26 protein-coding genes are annotated in these 26541 nt (G+C 61.7%); 18 read left to right on the top strand and 8 right to left on the bottom strand.

The features are described 5' to 3' along the window. Positions 1-189: 189 nt before the first annotated feature. The 14 genes from KGA89_RS11480 to nuoN all read left to right on the top strand — a co-directional run bounded on the left by KGA89_RS11480 (position 190) and on the right by nuoN (position 15796). Entirely contained in the window at positions 190-537 is a 348-nt protein-coding gene (locus KGA89_RS11480) for a hypothetical protein (protein WP_223471588.1), read from the top strand. 319 nt (positions 538-856) lie between these two features. Continuing rightward, complete coding sequence (locus tag KGA89_RS11475) at positions 857-1270, top strand: NADH-quinone oxidoreductase subunit A (RefSeq protein WP_003203367.1); 414 nt, start codon at positions 857-859, stop codon at positions 1268-1270. Positions 1271-1280: 10 nt separating this feature from the next. After that, the gene (locus KGA89_RS11470) at positions 1281-1955 is read left to right on the top strand and encodes a NuoB/complex I 20 kDa subunit family protein (RefSeq protein ID WP_013693708.1); all 675 of its coding nucleotides are present in this window, start codon (positions 1281-1283) and stop codon (positions 1953-1955) included. A 72-nt stretch (positions 1956-2027) separates the two neighbouring features. Beyond that, positions 2028-3812: an NADH-quinone oxidoreductase subunit C/D gene (nuoC, locus tag KGA89_RS11465; RefSeq protein WP_003203370.1), complete on the top strand. Its 1785-nt coding sequence runs from the start codon at positions 2028-2030 to the stop codon at positions 3810-3812. Between the two features lie 2 nt (positions 3813-3814). Further along, a complete protein-coding gene (gene nuoE, locus KGA89_RS11460) occupies positions 3815-4312 on the top strand; it encodes an NADH-quinone oxidoreductase subunit NuoE (protein WP_003203372.1) in 498 nt (165 codons plus the stop codon). Beyond that, positions 4309-5664 (top strand): NADH-quinone oxidoreductase subunit NuoF, encoded by a 1356-nt coding sequence (gene nuoF / locus KGA89_RS11455; RefSeq protein WP_003203373.1) that lies wholly within the window; start codon positions 4309-4311, stop codon positions 5662-5664. Before nuoE ends, nuoF begins: the two co-directional genes overlap by 4 nt. Before the next feature lie 137 nt (positions 5665-5801). Then, positions 5802-8516 (top strand): NADH-quinone oxidoreductase subunit NuoG, encoded by a 2715-nt coding sequence (gene nuoG, locus KGA89_RS11450; RefSeq protein WP_003203377.1) that lies wholly within the window; start codon positions 5802-5804, stop codon positions 8514-8516. Next, on the top strand, positions 8513-9520 hold the full coding sequence (nuoH, locus tag KGA89_RS11445; RefSeq protein WP_003203379.1) for an NADH-quinone oxidoreductase subunit NuoH: 1008 nt from the start codon (positions 8513-8515) through the stop codon (positions 9518-9520). Before nuoG ends, nuoH begins: the two co-directional genes overlap by 4 nt. A gap of 11 nt (positions 9521-9531) precedes the next feature. Then, positions 9532-10080, top strand: a complete 549-nt coding sequence (nuoI, locus tag KGA89_RS11440; RefSeq protein ID WP_003180051.1) for an NADH-quinone oxidoreductase subunit NuoI — start codon at positions 9532-9534, stop codon at positions 10078-10080. A 9-nt stretch (positions 10081-10089) separates the two neighbouring features. Continuing rightward, on the top strand, positions 10090-10590 hold the full coding sequence (gene nuoJ, locus KGA89_RS11435; RefSeq protein ID WP_003203382.1) for an NADH-quinone oxidoreductase subunit J: 501 nt from the start codon (positions 10090-10092) through the stop codon (positions 10588-10590). A gap of 4 nt (positions 10591-10594) precedes the next feature. After that, positions 10595-10903 carry an NADH-quinone oxidoreductase subunit NuoK gene (nuoK, locus tag KGA89_RS11430; protein WP_003180046.1) on the top strand — a complete coding sequence of 103 codons (309 nt, stop codon included), beginning with the start codon at positions 10595-10597 and terminating at the stop codon, positions 10901-10903. Then, complete coding sequence (gene nuoL, locus KGA89_RS11425) at positions 10900-12753, top strand: NADH-quinone oxidoreductase subunit L (RefSeq protein WP_003203384.1); 1854 nt, start codon at positions 10900-10902, stop codon at positions 12751-12753. The genes nuoK and nuoL overlap by 4 nt, the downstream gene beginning before the upstream one ends. A gap of 39 nt (positions 12754-12792) precedes the next feature. Then, on the top strand, positions 12793-14325 hold the full coding sequence (nuoM, locus tag KGA89_RS11420) for an NADH-quinone oxidoreductase subunit M (protein WP_013693710.1): 1533 nt from the start codon (positions 12793-12795) through the stop codon (positions 14323-14325). 7 nt (positions 14326-14332) lie between these two features. Beyond that, complete coding sequence (gene nuoN, locus KGA89_RS11415) at positions 14333-15796, top strand: NADH-quinone oxidoreductase subunit NuoN (RefSeq protein WP_003203388.1); 1464 nt, start codon at positions 14333-14335, stop codon at positions 15794-15796. Positions 15797-15918: 122 nt separating this feature from the next. Here the strand turns inward: nuoN and KGA89_RS11410 are convergent, their stop codons facing one another. After that, positions 15919-16473: a TetR/AcrR family transcriptional regulator gene (locus KGA89_RS11410; protein WP_003203390.1), complete on the bottom strand. Its 555-nt coding sequence runs from the start codon at positions 16471-16473 to the stop codon at positions 15919-15921. A 126-nt stretch (positions 16474-16599) separates the two neighbouring features. Between KGA89_RS11410 and KGA89_RS11405 the strand changes: the two genes are divergently transcribed. The 4 genes from KGA89_RS11405 (at position 16600) to KGA89_RS11390 (ending at position 19676) form a co-directional block, all read left to right on the top strand. Next, the gene (locus KGA89_RS11405) at positions 16600-17244 is read left to right on the top strand and encodes a DJ-1/PfpI family protein (protein ID WP_003203392.1); all 645 of its coding nucleotides are present in this window, start codon (positions 16600-16602) and stop codon (positions 17242-17244) included. Between the two features lie 23 nt (positions 17245-17267). Next, the gene (locus KGA89_RS11400; protein WP_013693712.1) at positions 17268-17798 is read left to right on the top strand and encodes a DUF2867 domain-containing protein; all 531 of its coding nucleotides are present in this window, start codon (positions 17268-17270) and stop codon (positions 17796-17798) included. A 93-nt stretch (positions 17799-17891) separates the two neighbouring features. Beyond that, on the top strand, positions 17892-19001 hold the full coding sequence (locus KGA89_RS11395; RefSeq protein ID WP_223471587.1) for an NAD(P)/FAD-dependent oxidoreductase: 1110 nt from the start codon (positions 17892-17894) through the stop codon (positions 18999-19001). Positions 19002-19199: 198 nt separating this feature from the next. Beyond that, a complete protein-coding gene (locus KGA89_RS11390; protein ID WP_003203396.1) occupies positions 19200-19676 on the top strand; it encodes a hemerythrin domain-containing protein in 477 nt (158 codons plus the stop codon). A 56-nt stretch (positions 19677-19732) separates the two neighbouring features. Here KGA89_RS11390 and KGA89_RS11385 read toward each other — a convergent pair whose 3' ends face one another. From KGA89_RS11385 to KGA89_RS11355, 7 genes are all read right to left on the bottom strand, one after another. Continuing rightward, complete coding sequence (locus KGA89_RS11385) at positions 19733-20611, bottom strand: LysR family transcriptional regulator (protein WP_013693714.1); 879 nt, start codon at positions 20609-20611, stop codon at positions 19733-19735. A 240-nt stretch (positions 20612-20851) separates the two neighbouring features. Continuing rightward, on the bottom strand, positions 20852-21481 hold the full coding sequence (gene ycaC, locus KGA89_RS11380; protein ID WP_003203400.1) for an isochorismate family cysteine hydrolase YcaC: 630 nt from the start codon (positions 21479-21481) through the stop codon (positions 20852-20854). A gap of 147 nt (positions 21482-21628) precedes the next feature. Next, positions 21629-23467, bottom strand: a complete 1839-nt coding sequence (locus tag KGA89_RS11375) for an amidohydrolase (protein WP_003203401.1) — start codon at positions 23465-23467, stop codon at positions 21629-21631. Between the two features lie 118 nt (positions 23468-23585). Then, positions 23586-24224: an antibiotic biosynthesis monooxygenase gene (locus KGA89_RS11370; protein ID WP_013693717.1), complete on the bottom strand. Its 639-nt coding sequence runs from the start codon at positions 24222-24224 to the stop codon at positions 23586-23588. Beyond that, on the bottom strand, positions 24217-24630 hold the full coding sequence (locus tag KGA89_RS11365) for a DoxX family protein (protein ID WP_003203404.1): 414 nt from the start codon (positions 24628-24630) through the stop codon (positions 24217-24219). Before KGA89_RS11365 ends, KGA89_RS11370 begins: the two co-directional genes overlap by 8 nt. Further along, positions 24627-25574, bottom strand: coding sequence for a LysR family transcriptional regulator (locus KGA89_RS11360; protein ID WP_013693718.1), 948 nt, complete (start codon positions 25572-25574; stop codon positions 24627-24629). The genes KGA89_RS11365 and KGA89_RS11360 overlap by 4 nt, the downstream gene beginning before the upstream one ends. Positions 25575-25640: 66 nt before the next feature. Further along, positions 25641-26462, bottom strand: coding sequence for an alpha/beta fold hydrolase (locus tag KGA89_RS11355; protein ID WP_003203408.1), 822 nt, complete (start codon positions 26460-26462; stop codon positions 25641-25643). Between the last annotated feature and the right edge of the window lie 79 nt (positions 26463-26541).

The raw sequence follows: 26541 nt of genomic DNA, 5'->3' as shown, positions 1-26541 counted from the left end.
AAGAAGGGACGTTAGCCTAATCAAGCATTGATATAGATGATTAGATGAATGAAGCACAAAGATAGCCATTTGATATCATTCATTCAAGGAAAGTCGAGGATGCATCGATTGGACGGGGCTGGCGAGCAAAAATTGGCACGAGGCCGGGCCTAAAGCACCACAGCGGTGTCGCTTAAACGCGCAAACCCCATGGCCACAGGTTCTGCATTGGCTCAACTGATCGACATTGATCTGACGAACCTGGTTTTTTCACCCGTTTTTTTTGAAGCAACCTACGCTGTAAGAGCAAGCCTGCATCTGTGGGAGTCGGGCTTGACCGCGATGAACGATTACGCTGTCTGCCTCGGGACCGCGTTGCCGGCATTGCGAGCAAGCTTGGCTCCCACAGGAGCAGTCCCCCACACAGAGCCAACCTTCACCGACCCCTCCTCCACAAAACTTCGGCGCACGGGTAGAAAAATTGATCGAACGCAGTATTGGGCAGTCCGAAAAGGAGTAAAACGTTCGGCGCTGACAATTGCAGTAGCGGCGATGTAAGACAGTCTTTCAGGCACAACACAAAGTGCACCGTAGAAAGGCCGCTACAAATAATAATAATTATCATTTGGAAGTCATTATCATTGTTGCATTCCGCACAAAATATTATTGATGAATAACCGGCCAACGCCCACCAGGCCTGGGCCGCAGGGTCTTGGAGGCACGCTATGTCCTTATTCCAATAAATAATTTCGCTATAGGAATTTTACTTGCCCGGTGTTTAGCCATAAAATCACCGCGATTGATTGCTGCGACATATCGTCACTGCGTTATTTCATTCAAGCTCAGAGACCTTTGCTCTCTGTTAAGGATTTCCAGCATGTCCGAAGCGACAGGACTCATGGCCCACAATTGGGGCTTTGCCATTTTCCTTCTGGGCGTTGTTGGCCTGTGTGCTTTCATGCTCGGTGTGTCGAGCCTGCTTGGGTCAAAAGCCTGGGGCCGCAGCAAAAATGAACCGTTCGAGTCCGGCATGCTACCTACCGGTGGCGCCCGCTTGCGGCTCTCAGCCAAATTCTATCTGGTCGCGATGCTCTTCGTGATCTTCGATATCGAAGCCCTCTTTCTCTTTGCATGGTCTGTGTCCGTCCGCGAAAGCGGCTGGACCGGATTCGTCGAAGCTCTCGTTTTCATAGCAATTCTGTTGGCAGGTCTTGTCTACCTTTACCGAGTGGGGGCGCTTGATTGGGCTCCGGAAGCTCGGCGCAAGCGGCAAGCGAAGCTGAAACAATGAGGCTTTGGCAATGCAATACAATCTCACCAGGATCGACCCCGATGCTCCTAACGAGCAGTATCCGATTGGCGAACGGGAAACCGTTGCCGATCCGTTAGAAGATCAAGTCCACAAAAACATCTTCATGGGCAAGCTCGAAGACGTGCTGAACAGCACGGTCAACTGGGGTCGCAAGAACTCCCTGTGGCCGTACAACTTCGGCCTTTCGTGCTGCTACGTGGAAATGACCACCGCCTTCACGGCGCCCCACGACATCGCGCGCTTTGGCGCCGAGGTGATCCGGGCATCGCCACGCCAGGCGGATTTCATGGTTATCGCCGGTACCTGCTTCATCAAGATGGCGCCGATCATCCAGCGTCTCTACGAGCAAATGCTCGAACCTAAGTGGGTTATCTCCATGGGTTCGTGCGCCAACTCCGGTGGCATGTACGACATCTACTCCGTCGTTCAAGGGGTGGACAAGTTCCTGCCCGTGGACGTCTACGTGCCCGGCTGCCCGCCTCGCCCTGAAGCTTTCCTGCAAGGCCTGATGCTGTTGCAGGAGTCGATTGGCCAGGAGCGTCGCCCACTGTCCTGGGTCGTTGGCGATCAAGGCGTCTATCGCGCCGACATGCCATCGCAAAAGGAACAGCGCCGCGAACAGCGTATCGCAGTCACCAACCTGCGCAGCCCCGACGAAGTCTGATCCAGCTCTGCTCTGCATAAGAAACGAGAACCTGGCTTCATTCTTTACGTTGACCGAAAGCGATAAATAACCATGACTACAGGCAGTGCTCTGTACATCCCGCCTTACAAGGCAGACGACCAGGATGTGGTCGTCGAACTGAACAACCGTTTTGGCCCCGAGGCGTTCACCGCCCAGCCGACCCGCACCGGCATGCCGGTGCTTTGGGTTGCCCGCGCCAAACTCGTCGAAGTCCTGACCTTCCTGCGCAACCTGCCCAAGCCGTACGTCATGCTCTATGACCTGCACGGCGTGGACGAGCGCCTGCGCACCAAGCGTCAAGGGCTGCCCGACGGCGTCGATTTCACCGTGTTCTATCACCTGATGTCGATCGAGCGTAATAGTGACGTAATGATCAAGGTCGCCTTGTCCGAGAGCGACCTTAGCGTGCCGACCGTGACCGGCATCTGGCCGAACGCCAACTGGTACGAGCGTGAAGTGTGGGACATGTTCGGGATCGACTTCCCCGGCCACCCGCACCTGACCCGCATCATGATGCCGCCGACCTGGGAAGGTCACCCGCTGCGCAAGGACTTCCCGGCCCGTGCCACCGAGTTCGACCCGTTCAGCCTGTCCCTGGCCAAGCAACAGCTCGAGGAAGAAGCCGCGCGCTTCAAGCCTGAAGACTGGGGCATGAAGCGTTCGGGCGCCAACGAGGACTACATGTTCCTCAACCTCGGCCCGAACCACCCTTCGGCCCACGGTGCGTTCCGCATCATCCTGCAGCTGGACGGCGAAGAGATCGTCGACTGCGTGCCTGACATCGGCTACCACCACCGTGGCGCCGAGAAAATGGCCGAGCGCCAGTCCTGGCACAGCTTCATCCCGTACACCGACCGCATCGACTACCTCGGCGGCGTGATGAACAACCTGCCGTACGTGCTGTCTGTCGAGAAACTGGCCGGGATCAAGGTACCGGAGAAGGTCGACGTCATCCGCATCATGATGGCCGAGTTCTTCCGTATCACCAGCCACCTGCTGTTCCTGGGGACCTATATCCAGGACGTGGGGGCCATGACCCCGGTGTTCTTCACCTTCACCGACCGCCAGAAGGCCTACACGGTGATCGAAGCCATCACCGGTTTCCGCCTGCACCCGGCCTGGTACCGCATCGGTGGTGTTGCCCACGACCTGCCGCGCGGCTGGGAAAAGCTGGTCAAGGACTTCGTCGAGTGGATGCCCAAGCGCCTGGACGAATACACCAAGGCCGCCCTGCAGAACAGCATCCTCAAGGGTCGTACCATCGGGGTCGCCGCCTACAACACCAAAGAGGCCCTGGAATGGGGCGTCACCGGTGCCGGCCTGCGTTCCACCGGTTGCGACTTCGACCTGCGCAAGGCGCGCCCCTACTCCGGCTACGAAAACTTCGAATTCGAAGTACCGCTGGCGGCCAATGGCGATGCCTACGACCGCTGCATGGTTCGCGTCGAGGAAATGCGCCAGAGCATCAAGATCATCGACCAATGCATGCGCAACATGCCGGAAGGCCCGTACAAGGCGGATCACCCGCTGACCACGCCGCCGCCAAAAGAGCGCACGCTGCAACACATCGAGACCCTGATCACGCACTTCCTGCAGGTTTCGTGGGGCCCGGTCATGCCGGCCAACGAGTCCTTCCAGATGATCGAAGCGACCAAGGGCATCAACAGTTATTACCTGACGAGCGACGGCGGCACCATGAGCTACCGCACCCGGATTCGCACCCCAAGCTACCCGCACCTGCAGCAGATCCCTTCAGTGATCAAAGGCAGCATGGTCGCGGACTTGATCGCGTACCTGGGTAGTATCGATTTCGTTATGGCCGACGTGGACCGCTAAGCATGAACAGCACGCTTATCCAGACAGACCGTTTCGCCCTGAGCGAAACCGAGCGCTCGGCCATCGAGCACGAGCTGCATCACTACGAAGACCCGCGCGCGGCGTCGATCGAAGCCCTGAAGATCGTCCAGAAGGAACGTGGCTGGGTGCCTGACGGCGCGCTCTACGCCATCGGCGAGATCCTCGGCATCCCGGCCAGCGACGTCGAAGGCGTGGCCACCTTCTATAGCCAGATTTTCCGCCAGCCAGTAGGCCGTCACATCATTCGTGTCTGCGACAGCATGGTCTGCTACATCGGTGGCCACGAATCGGTGGTCGGCGAGATCCAGAACAAGCTGGGCATCGGTCTGGGCCAGACCACCGCCGACGGTCGTTTCACCCTGCTGCCAGTGTGCTGCCTGGGTAACTGCGACAAGGCGCCAGCGCTGATGATCGACGACGACACCTTCGGTGACGTCCAGCCTGACGGCGTCGCCAAACTGCTGGAGGGCTACGTATGACCCTGACTTCCTTCGGGCCCGCCAACCGCATCCAGCGTTCGGCCGAAACCCATCCCCTGACCTGGCGCCTGCGTGACGACGGCGAAGCGGTATGGCTGGACGAGTACCAGGCCAAGAACGGCTACGCCGCTGCGCGCAAGGCGTTCAGCGACATGGCCCAGGACGACATCGTCCAGACCGTGAAAGACTCCGGCCTCAAAGGCCGTGGCGGCGCGGGCTTCCCCACGGGTGTGAAGTGGGGCCTGATGCCCAAGGACGAATCCATCAACATCCGCTACCTGCTGTGCAACGCGGACGAAATGGAGCCCAACACCTGGAAAGACCGCATGCTGATGGAGCAACTGCCCCATCTGCTGATCGAAGGCATGCTGATCAGCGCCCGCGCGCTGAAAACCTACCGTGGCTATATCTTCCTGCGTGGCGAATACACCACCGCCGCCAAGCACCTGAACCGTGCCGTGGAAGAAGCCAAGGCCGCCGGCCTCTTGGGCAAGAACATCCTGGGCTCGGGCTTTGATTTCGAGCTGTTCGTCCACACCGGTGCCGGACGCTACATCTGCGGTGAAGAAACCGCACTGATCAACTCCCTGGAAGGCCGTCGCGCCAACCCACGTTCCAAGCCGCCCTTCCCTGCCGCTGTAGGCGTGTGGGGCAAGCCGACCTGCGTGAACAACGTCGAGACCCTGTGCAACGTGCCGGCGATCATCGCCGACGGCGTGGACTGGTACAAATCCCTGGCCCGTGACGGCAGCGAAGACATGGGCACCAAGCTCATGGGCTTCTCCGGCAAGGTCAAGAACCCTGGCCTGTGGGAACTGCCATTCGGCGTCACCGGTCGTGAGCTGTTCGAAGACTACGCTGGCGGCATGCGCGACGGCTACAAGCTCAAGTGCTGGCAGCCTGGCGGCGCCGGTACCGGGTTCCTGTTGCCGGAACACCTGGACGCCCAAATGTACGCCGGCGGCATCGCCAAGGTCGGCACCCGCATGGGTACCGGCCTGGCCATGGCGGTGGACGACAGCGTGAACATGGTGTCGCTGCTGCGCAACATGGAAGAGTTCTTCTCCCGTGAGTCGTGCGGTTTCTGCACCCCTTGCCGCGATGGCCTGCCATGGAGCGTCAAGCTGCTGCGGGCCCTTGAAAACGGCGAAGGCCAGGCCGGCGACATCGAGACCCTGCTGGGTCTGGTGGGTTTCCTCGGCCCAGGCAAGACCTTCTGTGCTCACGCACCGGGTGCCGTGGAGCCGTTGGGCAGCGCGATCAAATACTTCCGTCCAGAGTTCGAAGCCGGCATCGCGCCCACCAGCGCCGTCGTCCCGCCTCTGGCAAAGCCGATCGTAGTCGGCGCGTAAACGCTTAAAAAGGCGAAGGGTCCGTGCCCTTCGTCTTCTCGTGTGATGACGCCGTAAACGGCTGTGTTGATTCACGCGAATAACAAGATTCCATTAGCCACGCCCGCTGACACCGGGCCAACGAAGAACTTTGAACCATGGCCACTATCCACGTAGACGGCAAAGAGCTCGAAGTCGATGGCGCAGACAACCTGTTACAGGCATGTCTGTCGCTGGGCCTCGACATTCCTTATTTCTGCTGGCACCCCGCCCTTGGCAGCGTTGGCGCTTGTCGCCAGTGCGCGGTCAAGCAGTACACCGACGAAAACGACAAGCGTGGTCGGATCGTCATGTCCTGCATGACCCCTGCCACCGACGGCAGCTGGATCTCCATCGACGACGAAGAAGCGAAAGTGTTTCGCGCCAGCGTCGTCGAATGGCTGATGACCAACCACCCTCACGACTGCCCGGTCTGTGAGGAAGGCGGCCATTGCCACCTGCAAGACATGACGGTGATGACCGGCCACAACGAGCGCCGTTATCGCTTCACCAAGCGTACCCACCAGAACCAGGACCTCGGCCCGTTCATCTCCCACGAGATGAACCGCTGCATCGCCTGCTACCGCTGCGTGCGTTTCTACAAGGACTACGCCGGCGGCACCGACCTGGGCGTGTTCGGCGCCCACGACAACGTGTACTTCGGTCGCGTTGAAGACGGCACCCTGGAAAGCGAATTCTCCGGCAACCTCACCGAGGTCTGCCCGACCGGTGTGTTCACCGACAAGACCCACTCCGAGCGCTACAACCGCAAGTGGGACATGCAGTTCTCGCCGAGCATCTGCCATGGCTGCTCCAGCGGTTGCAACATCTCCCCGGGCGAGCGCTACGGTGAACTGCGTCGCATCGAAAACCGCTTCAACGGTTCGGTGAACCAGTACTTCCTGTGTGACCGTGGTCGTTTCGGCTATGGCTACGTCAACCGCAAGGATCGTCCACGCCAGCCGCTGCTGGCAAACGGCGCCAAGCTGAGCCTGGACCAAGCGCTGGACAAGGCCGCCGAGCTGCTGCGCGGTCGCAACATCGTCGGCATCGGTTCGCCACGGGCCAGCCTGGAAAGCAACTACGCGCTGCGTGAACTGGTCGGCGCCGAGCACTTCTACAGTGGCATCGAAGCCGGTGAGCTGGAACGCATCCGCCTGGTGCTGCAAGTGCTCAAGGACAGCCCGCTGCCCGTGCCGAACATGCGCGACATCGAAGACCACGACGCGGTGTTCGTCCTCGGTGAAGACCTGACCCAGACCGCCGCCCGCATGGCCCTGGCCCTGCGCCAGTCGGTCAAGGGCAAGGCCGAAGACATGGCCGACGCCATGCGCGTCCAGCCTTGGCTCGACGCTGCCGTGAAGAACATCGGCCAGCACGCGCTGAACCCACTGTTCATCGCCAGCCTCGCTGAAACCAAGCTCGACGACGTGGCCGAAGAGTGCGTCCACGCCGCCCCTGACGACCTGGCCCGCATCGGTTTCGCCGTGGCCCACGCCCTGGACGCCAGCGCCCCGGCCGTCGACGGCCTGGACAGCGAAGCGGCCGCTCTGGCCCAACGCATCGCCGACGCCCTGCTGGCGGCCAAGCGCCCACTGATCATCGCCGGCACCTCGTTGGGTTCCAAGGCGCTGATCGAAGCCGCGGCCAACATCGCCAAGGCCTTGAAGCTGCGCGAGAAGAACGGTTCCATCAGCCTGATCGTGCCGGAAGCCAACAGCCTTGGCCTGGCCATGCTCGGTGGCGAATCGGTGGACGCCGCCCTGCAAGCGGTGATCGACGGCAGCGCCGACGCCATCGTGGTGCTGGAAAACGACCTGTACACCCGCACTGACAAGGCCAAGGTCGATGCCGCGCTGAACGCCGCGAAAGTGCTGATCGTCGCTGACCATCAGAAAACCGCCACCACCGACCGCGCCCACCTGGTGCTGCCGGCGGCGAGCTTCGCCGAAGGCGACGGTACGCTGGTCAGCCAGGAAGGTCGCGCCCAGCGCTTCTTCCAGGTCTTCGACCCGCAATACCTGGACGCCAGCATCCTGGTTCACGAAGGCTGGCGCTGGCTGCACGCCCTGCGCGCCACCCTGCTGGACCAGCCGATCGACTGGACGCAACTGGACCACGTTACCGCCGCCGTCGCTTCGAGCAGCCCGCAACTGGCCGCCATCGTCGACGCCGCACCGTCCGCCTCGTTCCGCATCAAAGGCCTGAAGCTGGCGCGCGAACCGCTGCGCTACTCCGGTCGCACCGCCATGCGCGCCGACATCAGCGTTCACGAACCGCGCACCTCCCAGGACAACGACACCGCGTTCTCGTTCTCCATGGAAGGCTACTCGGGCTCGACCGAACCGCGCTCCCAGGTGCCATTCGCCTGGTCGCCGGGCTGGAACTCGCCGCAAGCCTGGAACAAGTTCCAGGACGAAGTCGGTGGTCACCTGCGTGCAGGCGACCCGGGCACCCGCCTGATCGAAAGCCAGGGCGATCACCTGAGCTGGTTCGCCAGCGTGCCGCGCGCCTTCAATCCGGCACCGGGCACCTGGCAGGTCGTGCCGTTCCATCACCTGTTCGGCAGCGAAGAGAACTCTTCCAAGGCCGCACCGGTGCAGGAACGCATTCCGGCCGCCTACGTGTCGCTGGCCAAGTCCGAAGCCGACCGCCTGGGCGTCAACGACGGTGCCCTGCTGAGCCTGAACGTGGCCGGCCAGACCTTGCGTCTGCCGCTGCGCATCAATGAAGAACTGGGCGCCGGCCTGGTGGCCCTGCCGGCTGGCCTGGCAGGCATCCCGCCAGCTATTTTCGGCAAAACCGTCGACGGTCTGCAGGAGGCAGCGCAATGAGCTGGTTCACCCCTGAAGTGATCGCTGTGATCCTGACGGTCCTCAAGGCCATCGTGATCCTGCTGGCCGTGGTGGTCGCAGGCGCACTGTTGAGCTTCGTCGAACGTCGCCTGCTGGGCTGGTGGCAGGACCGCTACGGTCCGAACCGCGTCGGCCCATTCGGCATGTTCCAGATCGCCGCCGACATGATCAAGATGTTCTTCAAGGAAGACTGGACGCCGCCGTTTGCCGACAAGGTGATCTTCACCCTGGCACCGGTGGTCGCCATGAGCGCCTTGCTGATCGCCTTCGCGATCATCCCGATCACCCCGACCTGGGGTGTGGCGGACCTGAACATCGGCCTGCTGTTCTTCTTCGCCATGGCCGGCCTGTCGGTGTATGCGGTGCTGTTCGCCGGCTGGTCGAGCAACAACAAGTTCGCCCTGCTGGGCAGCCTGCGGGCCTCGGCCCAGACCGTGTCCTACGAAGTGTTCATGGGCCTGTCGCTCATGGGCATCGTGATCCAGGCCGGCTCGTTCAACATGCGCGACATCGTCGAGTACCAGGCCCAGAACCTGTGGTTCATCATTCCGCAGTTCTTCGGTTTCTGTACCTTCTTCATCGCTGGCGTGGCCGTGACTCACCGTCACCCCTTCGACCAGCCGGAAGCGGAGCAGGAACTGGCCGACGGTTACCACATTGAATATGCCGGCATGAAATGGGGCATGTTCTTCGTCGGTGAATACATCGGGATCATCCTGATCTCGGCGCTGCTGGTAACGCTGTTCTTCGGTGGCTGGCACGGTCCGTTCGACATCCTGCCGCAACTGTCCTTCGTCTGGTTCGCCCTGAAGACCGCGTTCTTCATCATGCTGTTCGTCCTGCTGCGCGCCTCGATCCCGCGCCCACGCTACGACCAGGTGATGGACTTCAGCTGGAAATTCTGCCTGCCGCTGACCCTGATCAACATGCTGGTGACCGCTGCGATCGTTTTGATGAACGCGCCTGCGGCCGCGGTTCAGTGAGGATTTGACCCATGTTCAAATATATTGGCGACATCGTTAAGGGTACCGGTACCCAACTGCGAAGCCTGGTCATGATCTTCGGCCATGGCTTTCGCAAGCGCGACACCCTGCAATACCCGGAAGAGCCGGTCTACCTGGCACCACGCTATCGTGGCCGCATCGTCCTGACCCGCGACCCCGACGGCGAAGAGCGCTGCGTGGCCTGCAACCTGTGCGCCGTGGCGTGCCCGGTGGGTTGCATCTCGCTGCAGAAAGCTGAAACCGAAGACGGTCGCTGGTACCCGGACTTCTTCCGCATCAACTTCTCGCGCTGCATTTTCTGTGGCCTCTGCGAGGAAGCCTGCCCGACCACCGCGATCCAGCTCACGCCGGATTTCGAAATGGCCGAGTTCAAACGTCAGGACCTGGTGTACGAGAAAGAAGATCTGCTGATTTCCGGTCCCGGTAAAAACCCTGATTACAACTTCTATCGTGTTGCAGGTATGGCCATTGCCGGTAAGCCAAAAGGCGCCGCGCAGAACGAAGCCGAACCGATCAACGTGAAGAGCTTGCTGCCTTAAGGAAGAAAGATGGAATTCGCTTTCTATTTCGCATCGGGTATCGCGGTGGTGTCCACGCTTCGTGTGGTCACCAACACCAACCCCGTGCACGCCCTGCTCTACCTGATCATTTCGCTGATCGCCGTGGCCATGACCTTCTTCGCCCTCGGTGCACCGTTCGCCGGTGCCCTGGAAGTGATCGCCTACGCCGGCGCCATCATGGTGTTGTTCGTGTTCGTGGTGATGATGCTCAACCTCGGCCCGGCCGCGGTCCAGCAGGAACGCTCCTGGCTCAAGCCCGGCATCTGGGCGGGACCGGTGATCCTGTCCGCCCTGCTGCTGGGTGAACTGCTGTATGTGCTGTTCGCTCACCAGAGCGGCCAGGCCATCGGCCACACCACCGTAGACGCCAAGGCCGTGGGCATCAGCCTGTTCGGTCCGTACCTGCTGGTGGTCGAACTCGCCTCGATGCTGCTGCTTGCCGCAGCCGTCACGGCGTTCCATTTGGGCCGTAACGAGGCGAAGGAGTAATCACATGCCTGCTATCCCTCTCGAGCATGGTCTGGCGGTTGCCGGCATCCTGTTCTGCCTCGGTCTGGTTGGCCTGATGGTCCGCCGCAACATTCTGTTCGTGCTGATGAGCCTGGAGGTCATGATGAATGCCTCCGCCCTGGCTTTCATCGTCGCGGGCGCTCGCTGGGCGCAGCCGGATGGACAGATCATGTTCATCCTGGTGATCAGCCTGGCAGCCGCCGAGGCCAGTATCGGCCTGGCGATCCTGTTGCAGCTGTATCGCCGCTTCCACACTCTCGATATCGACGCTGCCAGCGAGATGCGCGGATGAACCTAATCTTTCTGACTTTCGTATTCCCCCTCATTGGTTTCCTGCTGCTGTCGTTCTCCCGTGGACGCTGGTCGGAAAACCTTTCGGCGCTGGTTGGCGTGGGTTCCATCGGCCTGTCTGCCATCGTCACGGCCTACGTGATCTGGCAGTTCAACGTCGCCCCGCCCGAAGGCGGTGTGTATGTGCAGGTGCTGTGGCGCTGGATGGCGGTGGAAGGCTTCACGCCGAACTTCGCCCTCTACCTGGACGGCCTGTCCATCACCATGCTCGGCGTGGTGGTCGGCGTGGGTTTCCTGATCCACCTGTTCGCCTCCTGGTACATGCGCGGTGAAGCCGGTTACTCGCGCTTCTTCGCCTACACCAACCTGTTCATCGCCAGCATGCTGTTCCTGGTGCTCGGCGATAACCTGTTGTTCCTGTACTTCGGTTGGGAAGGCGTGGGCCTGTGCTCGTACCTGTTGATCGGTTTCTACTACAGCAACCGCAACAACGGGAATGCCGCACTCAAGGCGTTCATCGTCACCCGGATCGGCGACGTGTTCATGGCCATCGGCCTGTTCATCCTGTTCCAGCAACTGGGCACGCTGAATATCCAGGAACTGCTGGTCAAGGCGCCCGAGCACTTCAAGGTCGGTGACTTCTGGATCGTCCTGGCGACCCTGATGCTGCTGGGCGGCGCCGTCGGTAAATCCGCGCAACTGCCGCTGCAAACCTGGTTGGCGGACGCGATGGCCGGCCCTACCCCGGTCTCGGCACTGATCCACGCCGCGACCATGGTGACCGCTGGCGTCTACCTGATCGCCCGTACCCACGGCCTGTTCGCCCTGGCGCCGGACATCCTGCACCTGGTGGGCATCGTCGGCGGCGTGACCCTGGTGCTGGCCGGTTTTGCCGCGCTGGTACAAACCGACATCAAGCGCATCCTCGCCTACTCGACCATGAGCCAGATCGGCTACATGTTCCTGGCCCTGGGCGTTGGTGCCTGGGAAGGCGCGATCTTCCACCTGATGACCCACGCCTTCTTCAAGGCGCTGCTGTTCCTTGCTTCCGGTGCGGTGATCGTTGCCTGCCACCACGAGCAGAACATCTTCAAGATGGGCGGCCTATGGAAGAAACTGCCGTTGGCCTACGCCAGCTTCATCGTTGGCGGCGCGGCCCTGGCGGCCCTGCCACTGGTCACCGCCGGCTTCTACTCCAAGGACGAGATCCTCTGGGAAGCGTTCGCCAGCGGTAACCAGGCACTGCTCTATGCCGGCCTGGTGGGTGCGTTCATGACCTCCCTGTACACCTTCCGCCTGATCTTCATCGCGTTCCATGGTGAAGCCAAGACCCAAGCCCATGCCGGCCATGGCATTGCTCACTGGCTGCCACTGTCGGTGCTGATCGTGCTGTCGACCTTCGTTGGCGCCATGATCACCCCACCGCTGGCCGATGTGCTGCCGCAAAGCGTCGGCCATGCGGGCGGCGAAGCCAAGCACAGCCTGGAAATCGCCTCGGGCGCCATCGCCCTGGCAGGTATCCTGCTGGCCGCCCTGCTGTTCCTGGGCAAGCGTCGTTTCGTCACGGCGATCGCCAACAGCGGTATCGGGCGATTCCTTTCGGCCTGGTGGTTCGCCGCCTGGGGCTTCGACTGGATCTACGACAAACTGTTCGTCAAGCCATACCTTGCGATCAGCCACATTCTGCGCAAAGACCCGCTCGACCAGACCATTGGCCTGATCCCGCGCATGGCCAAGGGCGGCCACACTGCCCTGAGCCGTACCGAGACCGGTCAACTGCGTTGGTATGCGGCTTCCATGGCGGCTGGCGCCGTGCTGGTTATCGGCGCCATCGTGCTGGTAGCGGTCTGATATGAACCTTGCGAACTTGCGAAAGGAAACGAGCCCGTCATGATTCTGCCCTGGCTAATCCTGATCCCCTTCATCGGCGGCCTGCTGTGCTGGATCGCGGAGCGCTCCAGCTCCACGCTCCCGCGCTGGATTGCGCTGCTGACCATGTCCCTGGAACTCGCGCTCGGCCTCTGGCTGTGGGCGACCGGCGACTATTCATTTGCTCCGGCTCCTGGCGCCGATCCAACCTGGGCGCTTGAATTCAAGCATGCCTGGATCGCGCGCTTCGGCATCAGCGTGCACCTGGCCCTCGACGGCCTGTCGCTGCTGATGATCCTGCTGACCGGCCTGCTGGGTATCCTCTCGGTACTCTGCTCCTGGAAAGAGATCCAGCGTCACGTGGGTTTCTTCCACCTGAACCTGATGTGGATCCTGGGCGGCGTCATCGGCGTGTTCCTGGCGCTGGACCTGTTCATGTTCTTCTTCTTCTGGGAAATGATGCTGGTGCCGATGTACTTCCTCATCGCGCTCTGGGGTCACAGTTCTTCGGACGGCAAGAAAACCCGGATCTACGCGGCAACCAAGTTCTTCATCTTCACCCAGGCTTCCGGCCTGATCATGTTGGTGGCGATCCTTGGCCTGGTGCTGGTCAACTTCAACAACACCGGCGTGATTACCTTCAACTACGCCGACCTGTTGAAAGTGCAGATGTCCAAGACCACCGAGTACGTGCTGATGCTCGGCTTCTTCATCGCCTTCGCGGTGAAGCTGCCAGTGGTGCCGTTCCACTCCTGGCTGCCGGACGCCCACGCCCAGGCGCCGACCGCAGGTTCCGTGGACCTGGCGGGTATCTTGCTCAAGACGGCGGCCTACGGCCTGCTGCGCTTTGCCCTGCCGCTGTTCCCCAATGCGTCGGCCGAGTTCGCGCCGATCGCCATGACCCTGGGCCTGATCGGGATTTTCTACGGTGCGTTCCTGGCGTTCGCCCAGACCGACATCAAGCGCCTGATCGCGTTCTCCAGCGTTTCGCACATGGGCTTCGTGCTGATCGGGATCTACTCCGGCAGCCAGCTCGCCCTGCAAGGCGCGGTGATCCAGATGTTGGCTCACGGCCTGTCGGCGGCGGCGCTGTTTATCCTCAGCGGCCAGTTGTACGAGCGCCTGCACACCCGGGACATGCGTGAGATGGGCGGCATCTGGTCGCGCATCGCCTACCTGCCGGCCATCAGCCTGTTCTTCGCAGCCGCTTCCCTGGGCCTGCCAGGCACTGGCAACTTCGTCGGCGAGTTCCTGATCCTGATCGGCACGTTCGCCAGCGCTCCGTGGATCACCGCCATCGCCACCTCCGGCCTGGTGTTCGGTTCGGTCTACTCGCTGATCATGATCCACCGTGCCTACTTCGGCCCGACCAAGTCGGACGAAGTGCTGCGCGGCATGGACGGTCGCGAACTGATCATGGTGCTCGGCCTTGCGGTGCTGCTGGTTTACCTCGGCGTTTCCCCGCAACCGTTCCTCGACACATCTGCCGCCACGATGCATGGCGTGCAGCAGTGGCTCGGCACCGCCTTCTCTCAACTCGCTTCGGCCCGGTAAGAGCGCTATGGAATTCACGATTCAACACTTTATCGCGCTTGCGCCGCTGTTGATCACCAGCGCCACGATCATCGTGGTGATGCTGGCGATCGCCTGGCGCCGCAATCACTCACAGACCTTCCTGCTGTCGGTGGCGGGGCTGAACCTGGCCCTGCTGTCGATCTTGCCGGCCCTGAAAGTCGCACCCTTGGCGGTCACCCCGCTGATTCAGATCGACAGCTTCGCCTGCCTGTACATGGCGTTGATCCTGGTCGCCACCCTGGCCTGTGTCACCCTCGCCCACGCCTACCTCGGCGATGGCGGTTCGGGTTACCCGGGCAACCGCGAAGAGCTGTACCTGCTGATCCTGATGGCCGCCGCCGGTGGCCTGGTCCTGGTCAGCGCGCAGCACCTGGCCAGCCTGTTCATCGGCCTGGAACTGCTGTCGGTACCGGTCTATGGCCTGGTGGCCTACGCCTTCTTCAACAAGCGCTCCCTGGAAGCCGGCATCAAGTACATGGTGCTGTCGGCGGCCGGTTCCGCGTTCCTGTTGTTCGGCATGGCCCTGCTCTACGCCGAAGCCGGCACCCTGAGCTTCGTCGGCATCGGCCAGGCCCTGGCCGCCACCGGCCTGCCTAGCCCGATCGCGCAACTGGGCCTGGGCATGATGCTGATCGGCCTGGCGTTCAAGCTGTCGCTGGTACCGTTCCACCTCTGGACCCCGGACGTCTACGAAGGCGCCCCGGCGCCAGTGGCGGCGTTCCTGGCCACCGCTTCGAAAGTGGCGGTGTTCGCGGTCATGGTGCGTCTGTTCCAGATCTCGCCAGTGGCCAGCAGCGGTGTGCTGAGCAACGTGCTGACCATCATCGCCATCGCGTCGATCCTGTTCGGTAACCTGCTGGCACTGACCCAGAGCAACCTCAAGCGTCTGCTGGGTTACTCGTCCATCGCCCACTTCGGCTACCTGCTGATCGCCCTGATCGCCAGCAAGGGCCTGGCCGTGGAAGCCATCGGCGTGTACCTGGTCACCTACGTGATCACCAGCCTCGGCGCCTTCGGTGTGATCACCCTGATGTCCTCGCCGTACAACGGCCGCGACGCCGACGCCCTGTACGAATACCGCGGCCTGTTCTGGCGCCGTCCGTACCTGACCGCCGTGCTGACCGTGATGATGCTGTCCCTGGCCGGCATCCCGCTGACCGCCGGCTTCATCGGCAAGTTCTACATCATCGCCACCGGCGTCGAGGCTCACCAATGGTGGCTGGTCGGCTCCCTGGTGCTGGGCAGTGCCATCGGCGTGTTCTACTACCTGCGCGTCATGGTCACCTTGTACCTGATGGAACCGAACCTGCGTCGCCACGACGCCGAGTTGCACTGGGAACAGAAGGCAGGCGGCGTGATGCTGCTGGCCATCGCCGTACTGGCGTTCTTCCTCGGTGTGTACCCGCAGCCGTTGCTGACCCTGGTTCAGCAGGCTGGCTTGACGGGCTGATCGTGTAGCGGTAGATCGTAGAAAACAGAAACGGCACCTTTGGGTGCCGTTTTTTTTTAGGCCAGTGCCATGGACGTTAGCCTTGGACACTATTTATTCAGTTACCCGATATAGCTCATGACTCAGGCCCGCCACGGTGCAAGCGCCCCTTCGAAAAGTGAAAAGGCTCCATGCAGGAAACGGTTGAAGCGAGCGGCATCACGCCGCAGCCCTGCCTGCTGACCACCAATCAGGCACAGATGGGCCACCTGACCAATCACTTCTGCTTGCCCTGGCATATGGACCAGGCGGCGGCACGTCCGTATCGCGAAATCCAGTCGTCTTGTGTCAACACGCTGCTGAAACTCGCCTACCAACGGATCGTGCAGCGACCAGGCTCGGATGGAAACTTCCCGCCCAGGTTGTTTCTCAGCGGCAATACTCAAATAGCGTTTCAGGATTTCGCCCGCGCTACTGCCCTGCCCCGCATAAGCGAGCATGCGCTCCGTGTAGTCTTCTTCCCAAGCGGCCAGCAAGGTGCGGACAAAATCCTCGCGATTGCGGAAATGGTGATAGAACGATCCGCGGGTCACATTCAATCGGCGCGATAGACTCTCGGCCGAAACACCGGTATGCCCTATTTGGTCGAGGGCCTCAAAACCAGCCGCGATCCAATGGTTACGAGTCAGTTTTCTCACCGGTCATTTCGCTCCCTATTTAGCGCCATACAGACTGTGTATGGCGCGTAACCGATCGGTACGCTGCGAACACCAGCTGAGATGGCCGTTGCGTTTTGCACGCCAGCACTTTTCATGGAGCTCGCCTTGAAGAAAATCGTTCTGGTTGCTTTCGACCAATTCACTGATATCGACCTATTCCTGATGTGGGACATCTTAGGCCGCAACACTGAGGACTGGCACGTCCGAATATTGGGTTCCAGCGCTATCGTGCGGTCGGCGCACGGCCTGCCTGTTTCGGTGCACGGTCCGCTTTGCGAGGCCAACAGTGCCGACGCGGTATTGTTCGTCAGCGGCAAGGAAGGAATACCCGCTGCACTTGCCGCCCCGGATTTCCTGCCGTCGTTCGAACTTGACTCCAGACGCCAGCGAATCGGCTCCATATGCGCCGGAGCTTTCATTCTCGAACGGCTTGGGCTGCTCAACGGCCCAGCCACTACCCACCCGGATGCGCGATCGAGCTTGCAAGCTCTGGGACTTGAACCCATGGACCAGCCTCTTGTATGCCAGGGGAACGTTGCAACCGCTGGTGGATGCCTTTCGGCGCTCTATCTGGTGGGATGGTTGGTTGAATCCTGGTTCGATGCCGACAAGCGCCGTGCGACGTTGCTCCCTGTTCTGCCGGCTGGGCAGCAAGCGCTCTATGATGCCTTGATCGGGCTCAGTATCCGACAAGGAGAAGTTGGCGCCTTCCAACAAAAAACGCGACATGGCATGTCGTCGAATTGGTAGTTAGAACTCAGGAGATATCCCCGATGCCCCGAGAATTTGAGCTCATTATGTCCGTGCCAGTCCCCTCGGGGTCCGGCATCACCCACCTTTACAAGTCGATGAACCTGGCGGACGCTTTTGCGATTCGGCTTCCTGCGGGCACATCCGGCAATCCAGATTTGCTGGCTCGATTCATCTTTTCCCACCAGCCATCCTGGATCGGATGGCTCCTGAAAGTCCGGGACACTGTCGTTGCCTGTTTTGGCCTCAAGACAGCCAGACATTTGGCAACCCTTGCTGATCGGGTAGGCGTCTTCAAGGTCTACAGCACGAATCAGACTGAAATCGTGTTGGGAGAAGACGACAAGCACCTCGACTTCCGGATATCGATCCTGTGTTCTGGAGAGGCAGAGCCAGAAGACAGTCGCCAGTTGGTTCTTTCAACCGTGGTCCAGTGCCACAACCGTCTAGGCCGGGCCTACATCTTCGTTATCGCCCCATTCCACCGCTTGGTTGTCAAAGCCAGCCTCCTGCGTGCAGCACGCGTCGGTTGGCCTCTGGCTACCTGCCCCTGAGGCTGGGAGCGCTGTATGGCCCACGCTACATCCACTTCCCAAGCAGGGCTATCCTCAACCCGCCAACCTGCGATCCCTGAAGGAGGAACAACGTTGAGTGTCGATATCGAGTGCGTCGTCGTAGGCGCTGGGGTCGTCGGGCTTGCCGTGGCGCGAGAGATGGCCCGAGCCGGGCATGAAGTGCTGCTGATCGAAGCCGCCGAAGCCATCGGCATGGGCATCAGCTCGCGCAACTCCGAAGTCATCCACGCGGGCATCTATTACCCACCGGGCAGTCTCAAGGCGCAGTTGTGCGTCGAAGGCCGACACCAGCTGTACACCTTTTGTGAAAGCCACGGCGTCGCCACCCGCCGGCTCGGCAAGTTGATCGTTGCCACGGATCAGGCGCAGGTGGCCGGACTCGAAACATTGCTTGAGCGTGGCTTGATGAACGGCGTGGACGACCTGCGCCTGCTCGACCAAGAACAGGCGCAGGCATTGGAACCGGCCCTGGCCTGTGTCGCCGCGCTGTATTCGCCTTCCACCGGTATCGTCGATTCCCACGCTCTGATGCTGGCCTTGCTGGGTGACGCCGAAGCGGCCGGGGCGAACATTGCTTTCCACACGCCTTTACTGGGTGCTCGCGTCATCACTGGGGGGTTCATGCTGGAATTGGGCGGCACGGCGCAGATGACCTTGTCCTGTCGCCTGCTGATCAACGCCGCCGGCCTCCAGGCACCTGCCCTCGCCCGCCGCATCGAAGGCCTGGAGGTGCAATCGGTGCCCGAGGACTTTTTGTGCAAGGGCAACTACTTCAGCCTCGCCGGGCGAGCACCGTTCCGGCACTTGGTCTATCCCGCCCCGGAAGCCGCCGGCCTGGGCATCCACATGACGCTGGACCTGGCCGGCCAGGCGCGTTTCGGCCCGGACACAGAATGGGTCGAGTGCGAGGACTACCGAGTGGATCCGGCCCGGGCCGAAGCGTTTTACCCGGCGATCCGCAATTATTGGCCGGGCCTACCGGACCAGAGCCTGCAACCGGCCTACAGCGGCATTCGCCCGAAGATCTCCGCGCCCGGCGAACCGGCCCGCGACTTTGTCATCAGCAGCGAGGCCGAACACCGGGTGCCAGGGTTGATCAACCTGCTCGGGATCGAATCGCCCGGGCTGACGTCCTGCCTGGCAATCGCCAGCCGGGTCCGACAACGGATCGAAAATGTCTAGCCACCAGCGCAAAGTGCAACGCGTTTTGCCCCCCGCTCATGCAGCTTGCACGACGCCGGAAATTCTTTTCGTTTCAACTTATTGTTTTTAAAGGGTTTTAAATCGATCTTCGGCTGGCACAGCTGATGCAATCCAGCTCTTACGCGGCGTAGGCGTCTCCAAGCCTGCCCGCTTCCGTGTATTGCCGAGGAGCTACCCATGAATGCCATCGATCTGTTGAAAGCCGACCACGAACGCGTCAAAGCCATCCTGACTCAACTGAGCGAGTCGACTGAACGCGCCGTGAAAAAACGTACCGACCTGTTGGCGAAACTGGAAATGGAAATTTCCATCCATACCCGCCTGGAAGAAGAAATTCTTTATCCGGCTTTCAAGCAGGCCGGTGGCAAGGACGAGGCCGAAATGTATTACGAGGCCAAGGAAGAACACCGTACCGTCGACTCCCTGGTGCTGCCAGACCTGAAAGCCACCGATCCAACCCAGCCGGAATTCGCCGGTCGGGTGAAAGTGGTCAAGGAACTGCTTGAGCACCACATCGAGGAAGAAGAAAAGGAAATGTTCCCGCACGCGAAAAAACTGCTGGGCAAGGCAAAACTCGATGCCTTGGGTGCAGACATGGAAACCATGAAAGCGCAGTACAAAAAAGAACTGAGCAGCGCCAACCTCGCCGCCTGATCAAAGCGCCGTAGATGCTTCAGCCGTCATGTGACGGCTGAATGCGCTGCGGCGCTTTATTGCATTTGTTCACGCAAGAATTCCACCAACGCCTGAACCGGGCGTGCACTTTGCCGATGCTGGGGATACACCGCAGATAGCGCCAGCGGTTCGGTCTCGAAACCTTCCAGGACCTTGATCAGCCGCCCATCCTTCAAGGCGTCGCCGAGGATGAAAGCGGGCAGATAGGTGATGCCCATGCCGGCGATGGCCGCGTCCCTGAGCAAATCCCCGTTATTGGCGCGCATGCGTCCCGTGACCTCCAGGGTCAGCGGTTTGCCGGCCCCCACGAAACGCCACTGCACCTGACGACTGTGACCATAGGGCAGGCAGTCGTGATTGCGCAGGTCTTCAGGCCGCGCGGGTGTGCCTTTTTGCGCCAGGTAGGTCGGGCTGGCGCAGTACACCCGCTCGATAGTCGCGATGCGCCGGGCAATCAGCGTCGAATCCTCCAGCACGCCGATGCGCAGCGCCAGGTCATAGCCCTCTCCCAGCAGATCCACCGAGCGGTCGCTCAGGTCCACCTCGACGCTGACACCCGGATAGCGCTGCAGAAACAGCGGCAGCAGGCTGCCCAGGTGCGCCACGGCGAAGGACAGCGGTGCGCTGAGGCGAATGGTGCCGCGGGGTTCGCTGGTCTGGCCGCTGATGCCCTGCTCCACCTGTTCGACTTCATTGAGCAGGCGCAGCGCCGCTTCGTAATAGCGCTGGCCCAGGGGCGTGACGTCCAGCCGCCGGGTCGAGCGATTGAGCAGGCGTACGCCCAGGCGTTGTTCCAGTTCCATCAGCTTGCGGCTGACGAACTGCTTGGACAGCCCCAGTTTTTCCGCCGCAGCGGTGAAACTGCCCGACTCCATGACCTGGGCAAAGATGCGCATTTCTTCGAAGGGATTCATTGTCATTCCTGGGGTGGACAGTCAGGGGGATTGGCTGGGCATTGTGGTCTTGGTGAGTCAGATTGCCTAGCTGTTGAATGTGCCACCGCTATCGCGAGCAAGCTTTGCTCCCACAGGTTTTCCCACAGATCCAATTGTGGGAGCAAAGCTTGCTCGCGATAGCGGTGGCACAACTTGCGAGGCGCTGATGCCAGACACAAAAACGCCCGCACAAGGCGGGCGTCGTTCAGCATGGACTGCTTACTTGGCCGTCAGCGCCGAGTAGCTGTTCATCAGGTTGCGGTAGTTCGGAATGCGCTGGGACAGCAGGTTGCCCAGGCCTTCGATGTCGTTGCGCCAGTCGCGGTGCAGCTCACAGGCCACCGAGAACCAGTTCATCATCTGCGCGCCGGCAGCGGTCATGCGTACCCAGGCGGCCTGTTGCACGGTTTCGTTGAACGTACCCGAGGCGTCGGTCACCACGAACACGTCAAAACCTTCAGCCAGCGCCGACAGAGTCGGGAACGCCACGCAGACATCGGTGACCACGCCAGCGATGATCAGTTGCTTGCGGCCGGTGGCCTTGATCGCCTTGACGAAATCTTCGTTGTCCCAGGCATTGATCTGGCCTGGACGCGGGATGTACGGCGCGTCCGGGAACATTTCCTTGAGCTCCGGCACGATCGGACCGTTAGGGCCTTTTTCGAAGCTGGTGGTCAGGATGGTCGGCAGTTCGAAGAACTTCGCCAGGTCGGCCAAGGCCAGCACGTTGTTCTTGAACTCGTTGGGCGAGAAGTCCTGGACCAGGGAAATCAGGCCGGTCTGGTGATCGACCAGCAGGACGACCGCGTCGTCTTTGTTCAGACGGTTGTAGGCGGGAACGTTGCTCATGGGATGACTCCTTTGGGATGGATGTATTGAAAAACAATGTGGGAGCGAGCCTGCTCGCGATGACGGTGTGTCAGCTTGCGGCGATGTCGGATGTGCCGACGCCTTCGCGAGCAGGCTCGCTCCCACAGGGGAGAATCGGTGTGTTAGTCAAAAAGCAAAGCAGGAACAGCCAAACGCGCCCCAGAAGCCTTGGAAATCGCTGACCGGGACGTTCGACAACCTCGCCCGTTCATGGCTGTGGGAATGCACCGTGCACGGACCGCTGCACTGGTGGACCTGGGCCTGCAACGGCGACGTCGGGCGCCAGTGCCCTGGGACCTTGACCACCGGCGACCAGTCCGGCAGCACCGGGACGCTGGCCGGCCCGAGTTTTTCGAAGTCGCCGGCGGCATACACCACCTTGCCGTCGACCACGGTCAGCACCGACTCGATCCACTTGATGGCTTCTTCCTCGACGCTGAAGAAGTCCGCGCTCAGGGCCGCCAGGTCTGCCAATTGGCCGACCTTGATCTGGCCTTTCTTGCCCTGCTCCGATGAGAACCAGGCGCTGCCGTGGGTGAACAGCTCCAACGCGGTCAGGCGCGGCAGGCCCTCTTCGTGCAACGAAAGGCCGCCGACCGTGCGCCCGCTGACCATCCAGTACAACGAGGTCCACGGGTTGTAGCTGGAGACGCGGGTGGCGTCGGTGCCAGCGCCCACCGGCACGCCTTCGGCGAGCATGCGCTTGATCGGCGGCGTGGCTTCGGCGGCCTTGGCGCCGTAGCGGTCGACGAAATATTCACCCTGGAAGGCCATGCGATCCTGGATCGCAATCCCGCCGCCCAACGCCCGTACGCGCTCGATGTTCTTCGGCGTGATGGTCTCGGCATGGTCGAAGAACCAGGGCAGGCCGTTGAACGGAATGTCGCGGTTCACCTTCTCGAACACATCGAGCATGCGGCTGATGGATTCGTCGTAGGTGGCATGCAGGCGGAATGGCCAGCGCTGCTCCACCAGGTGCCGGACCACCGGCTCCAGGTCCTGCTCCATGCCCGGCGGCAGGTCCGGGCGCGGCTCGAGGAAGTCCTCGAAATCCGCCGCCGAGAACACCAGCATTTCCCCGGCGCCGTTGTGCCGCAGGAAGTCATCGCCCTGGTGCAACTTGACGCTGCCGGTCCAGTTCTTGAAGTCGCTGAGTTCTTCCTTGGGCTTCTGGGTGAACAGGTTGTAGGCGATGCGCACCGTCAACTGCTGCTCGCGGGCCAACTGCTCGATCACCGCATAGTCGTCCGGGTAGTTCTGGAAGCCGCCGCCAGCATCGATGGCACTGGTCAGGCCCAGACGATTGAGTTCACGCATGAACTGGCGAGTGGAGTTGACCTGGTACTCCAACGGCAGCTTCGGCCCTTTCGCCAGCGTCGAATAAAGGATCATTGCGTTAGGCCGCGCCACCAGCATGCCGGTGGGCTCGCCCTTGCTGTCACGCACGATCTCGCCACCCGGCGGGTTCGGCGTGTCACGGGTGTAGCCGGCCACCCGCAGCGCGGCACGGTTGAGCAAGGCACGGTCATACAGGTGCAATACGAACACTGGCGTATCGGGAGCAGCCTGGTTGAGCTCTTCCAGGGTCGGCATGCGTTTTTCGGCGAACTGGAATTCGTTCCAGCCGCCCACCACACGCACCCATTGTGGCGTCGGCGTGCGGTCGGCCTGGTCCTTGAGCATGCGCAAGGCATCGGCCAGGGATGGCACGCCCTCCCAGCGCAGCTCCAGGTTGTAGTTCAGGCCGCCGCGGATCAGGTGCAAGTGCGAGTCGTTGAGCCCGGGAATGACGGTGCGGCCCTTGAGGTCGATGACCTGGGTGCCGCTGCCACGCAAGGCCATGGCCTCGGCGTCGGTGCCGACCGCGACAAAGCGCCCCTGGCTGATGGCAACCGCACTGGCGCGGGGCTTTTCACGGTCGACGGTATGGAACTGGCCATTGAACAGAATCAGATCGGCGTTCATCGGATTTCCTTCTGGATGAGTAGAGGCAAGGGACAGCCGCGGCCAGAAAGCCGCCGCAGCGCTGAGCAAGGACCCGGCGGCGAGCAATTGGCGGCGCAGCGGATCGGTTGGGTCGTCCTTATTGGCCATGGCCGGGCTCCAGGTGCACGTGGGCTTTCGAGGCCTCAAGCCACGGTGCGAACAGACGGGTCGCCAGCGGCATGCACACGTACACCACAGAGAGCACGATGGTCAGGGTGATCAGGAACGTGGCGACCACGTAGTTGGAAAGAAAACTGTTGAGTTGCAGCAACGGCCCCCAGATCAGCGGTACCAGCAAGGTATGCGGCAGGATCACCAGCAGCGTCACCACGGCCTGCTTCCAGCGCGGCGGCGGTGTAGCCGCATCGGCCAGCGGGGTGAACCAGAACTCCTTGTGCGACCCGACTTCGGTCTGGTCACCGTCGGCCAGCAACGGCATGGCCTCCTCCACCAGTTCGCGGCGCTCGGGCGAGTCCAGCCAGCGCTGCATGGCCTCGGTGGAGCAGAAACGCAGCACGCAGGTGAACAGCGCCAGCCCGCCCTGCTTGCCCCGCACCACATCCACCCCCAAATGACCCGGCCACTGGCCGGCCACGCGCACCGTGCGACGCAACCAGGCCTCGTAGGCAGCCTCCTGGCCAACCTTGATCCGGTGCTTGACCACCAAGGTCACGATTTCATCGAAGCCGGGCCTGGCCGGGCTCGCGGTGGATTCAACGGTTTGAGACTCAGACATGGCGAAGCACTCCAACAAAACGCGTATTGATTGCCAGGCGTCCGGGCCCGGCGATAAACACACTGGTAAATACGATCAGCAGCAACCAGCCGAACTGGCCTTCTTCCAGGCTCCATTGCGGGTGCACCACCAGCAGCGCCACCGCCAGCAGAAACAGGATCGGCAGGCACGCCAGGCGCACCAGCACACCGGCCATGATCAGCAGCGGACACAGCACCTCGGCGAAAATCGCCAGGATCAGGGTCGGCGCCGCGCCAAGGTGAAACGGGTCTTCGATACGGGTCAGCTCGACGCTGTAGTGCAACAGCTTCGGCAGCCCATGGACCCACAGCAGAAACAATCCGCCGCTCAAGCGCAGGAACAACAAGCCCAGATCCTGCAGCGGGCGCTCATCAGTCATGTTCATCGGTGGGCTCCGTCCGCAGTGATCGAGGCCGCCGCTGGCAGCGGTTGGGACATGTGACTGGCAATGCGCGAACGCAGCCAGCGCTCGGCCGGGTCGTTGTCATGCACGCCGCTCCAGACCATCGACAGTTCAGCGGCATTGATCTCGAACGGCGGGTCCTCGGCGCGCAGTGCGCAGCCTTCCACCAGCGCGCAGGCCGCATAGTCGGGCACGGTGGCGATCAGCTCGGTGCCGGCCAGCAAGGCCCGCAGCCCACTGAACTGCGGCACCGCCAGCACCACTTTGCGGGTCCGGCCGATGCGGGCCAGGTCCAGGTCGATGTTGCCGCTCAGGTCGCCCGAGAACGAGACCATGGCGTGGGGCCGCGAGCAGTACTCGTCCAGGGTCAGCGGCCCCGGGCGCTTGTCGCCACGCAAGACCTTGCAAGGAATGTCCCGCAGTTTCTTGCGCTTGGCATTGGCCGGCAGATCGGTGGTGTAGCTGACGCCGACGCTGATTTCACCGCTGGCCAGCAGCGACGACATCAGCAGGAAGTTGGCCCGGCGCACCACCACGATGATCCCCGGCGCTTCTTCGCGCAGCTGGCTCAGCAGCGGTGGAAACAGGCCGAATTCGGCATCGTCGGACAGACCGATGCGAAACACGTCGCAACTGGTGGACGGATCGAACGCCTTGGCCCGGCTGACCGCACCAGAGATAGTGTCCATGGCCGGTTGCAGCTCTTGCAGGATCGCCAGGGCCCGCGGCGTCGGCTCCATGCCGCGACCGTGGCGGATCAGCAACGGATCATCGAACAGATCCCGCAGCCGCCCCAGCGCCGCGCTCACCGCCGGCTGGCCCATGAACAGCTTTTCGGCGACACGGGTCAGGTTTTTCTCGAACATCAGCGCCTCGAAGATCACCAGCAGGTTCATGTCGAGACGGCGTAAATCATTGCGGTTCATGGGTGTTGTTCCTGTTGAATGCCAATCCTGTGGGAGCAAGCTCGCTCCCACAGGTTTATGGCTTGATCAACCCTGGATGAACGCCAGCAGGTCCGCGTTCAGGCGGTCCTTGTGAGTGTCGGTCAGGCCGTGGGGCGCGCCGGGGTAGATCAGCAGCTGCGAGTTCTTGAGCAACTTGGCGGCGGCGATGCCAGCCGTTTCGATGGGGACCACCTGATCGTCATCGCCATGGACCACCAGGGTCGGCACGTCGATGTTGCGCAGGTCTTCGGAAAGATCGGTCTCCGAGAACGCCTTGATGCAGTCATAGGTGTTCTTGTGGCCGGCGAGCATGCCCTGCATCCAGAACCAGTCGATCATGCCTTGGGAGACTTTGGCGCCCGGACGGTTTGCACCGAAAAACGCGCTGGCCACATCCTTGTATAGCTGAGAACGGTCGGCCAGGGAGGCCTGGCGGAAACCGTCGAACACTTCCACAGGCAGGCCGCCGGGGTTGGCCGGGGTCTTGAGCATCAGCGGCGTCACCGCCGAAATCAGGCCGAGCTTGGCGACACGGGCAGCACCATGGCGGCCGATGTAGCGCGCCACTTCGCCACCGCCAGTGGAGAAGCCGAGCAACACCGCGTCCTTCAAATCCAGCCGCTCGATCAGCTCGGCCAGGTCATCGGCGTAGGTGTCCATGTCGTTGCCGTCCCAGGGTTGGCTGGAGCGCCCGTGCCCACGGCGGTCATGGGCGATTACCCGGTAGCCGTTGGACGCCAGGAACATCATCTGCGCCTCCCAACTGTCCGAGTTCAACGGCCAGCCGTGGCTGAAGACCACCGGTTGACCGCTGCCCCAGTCCTTGTAGTAAATCTCGGTGCCGTCGCGGGTGATGAAGGTGCTCATGACGTGACTCCTTGAGGTGGGTGGATCGCTTTATGGTCCGGCCATGGGGGGCACCTGCGTGAGTTAAACGTTGTTAATT

Origin of the sequence: Pseudomonas sp. A-RE-22 (assembly GCF_019956035.1) — a bacterium.
GTDB lineage: Bacteria > Pseudomonadota > Gammaproteobacteria > Pseudomonadales > Pseudomonadaceae > Aquipseudomonas > Aquipseudomonas brassicacearum.
Note: the sequence above shows the minus strand (reverse complement) of the source record. Positions and strands in the feature narration are given on the sequence as shown.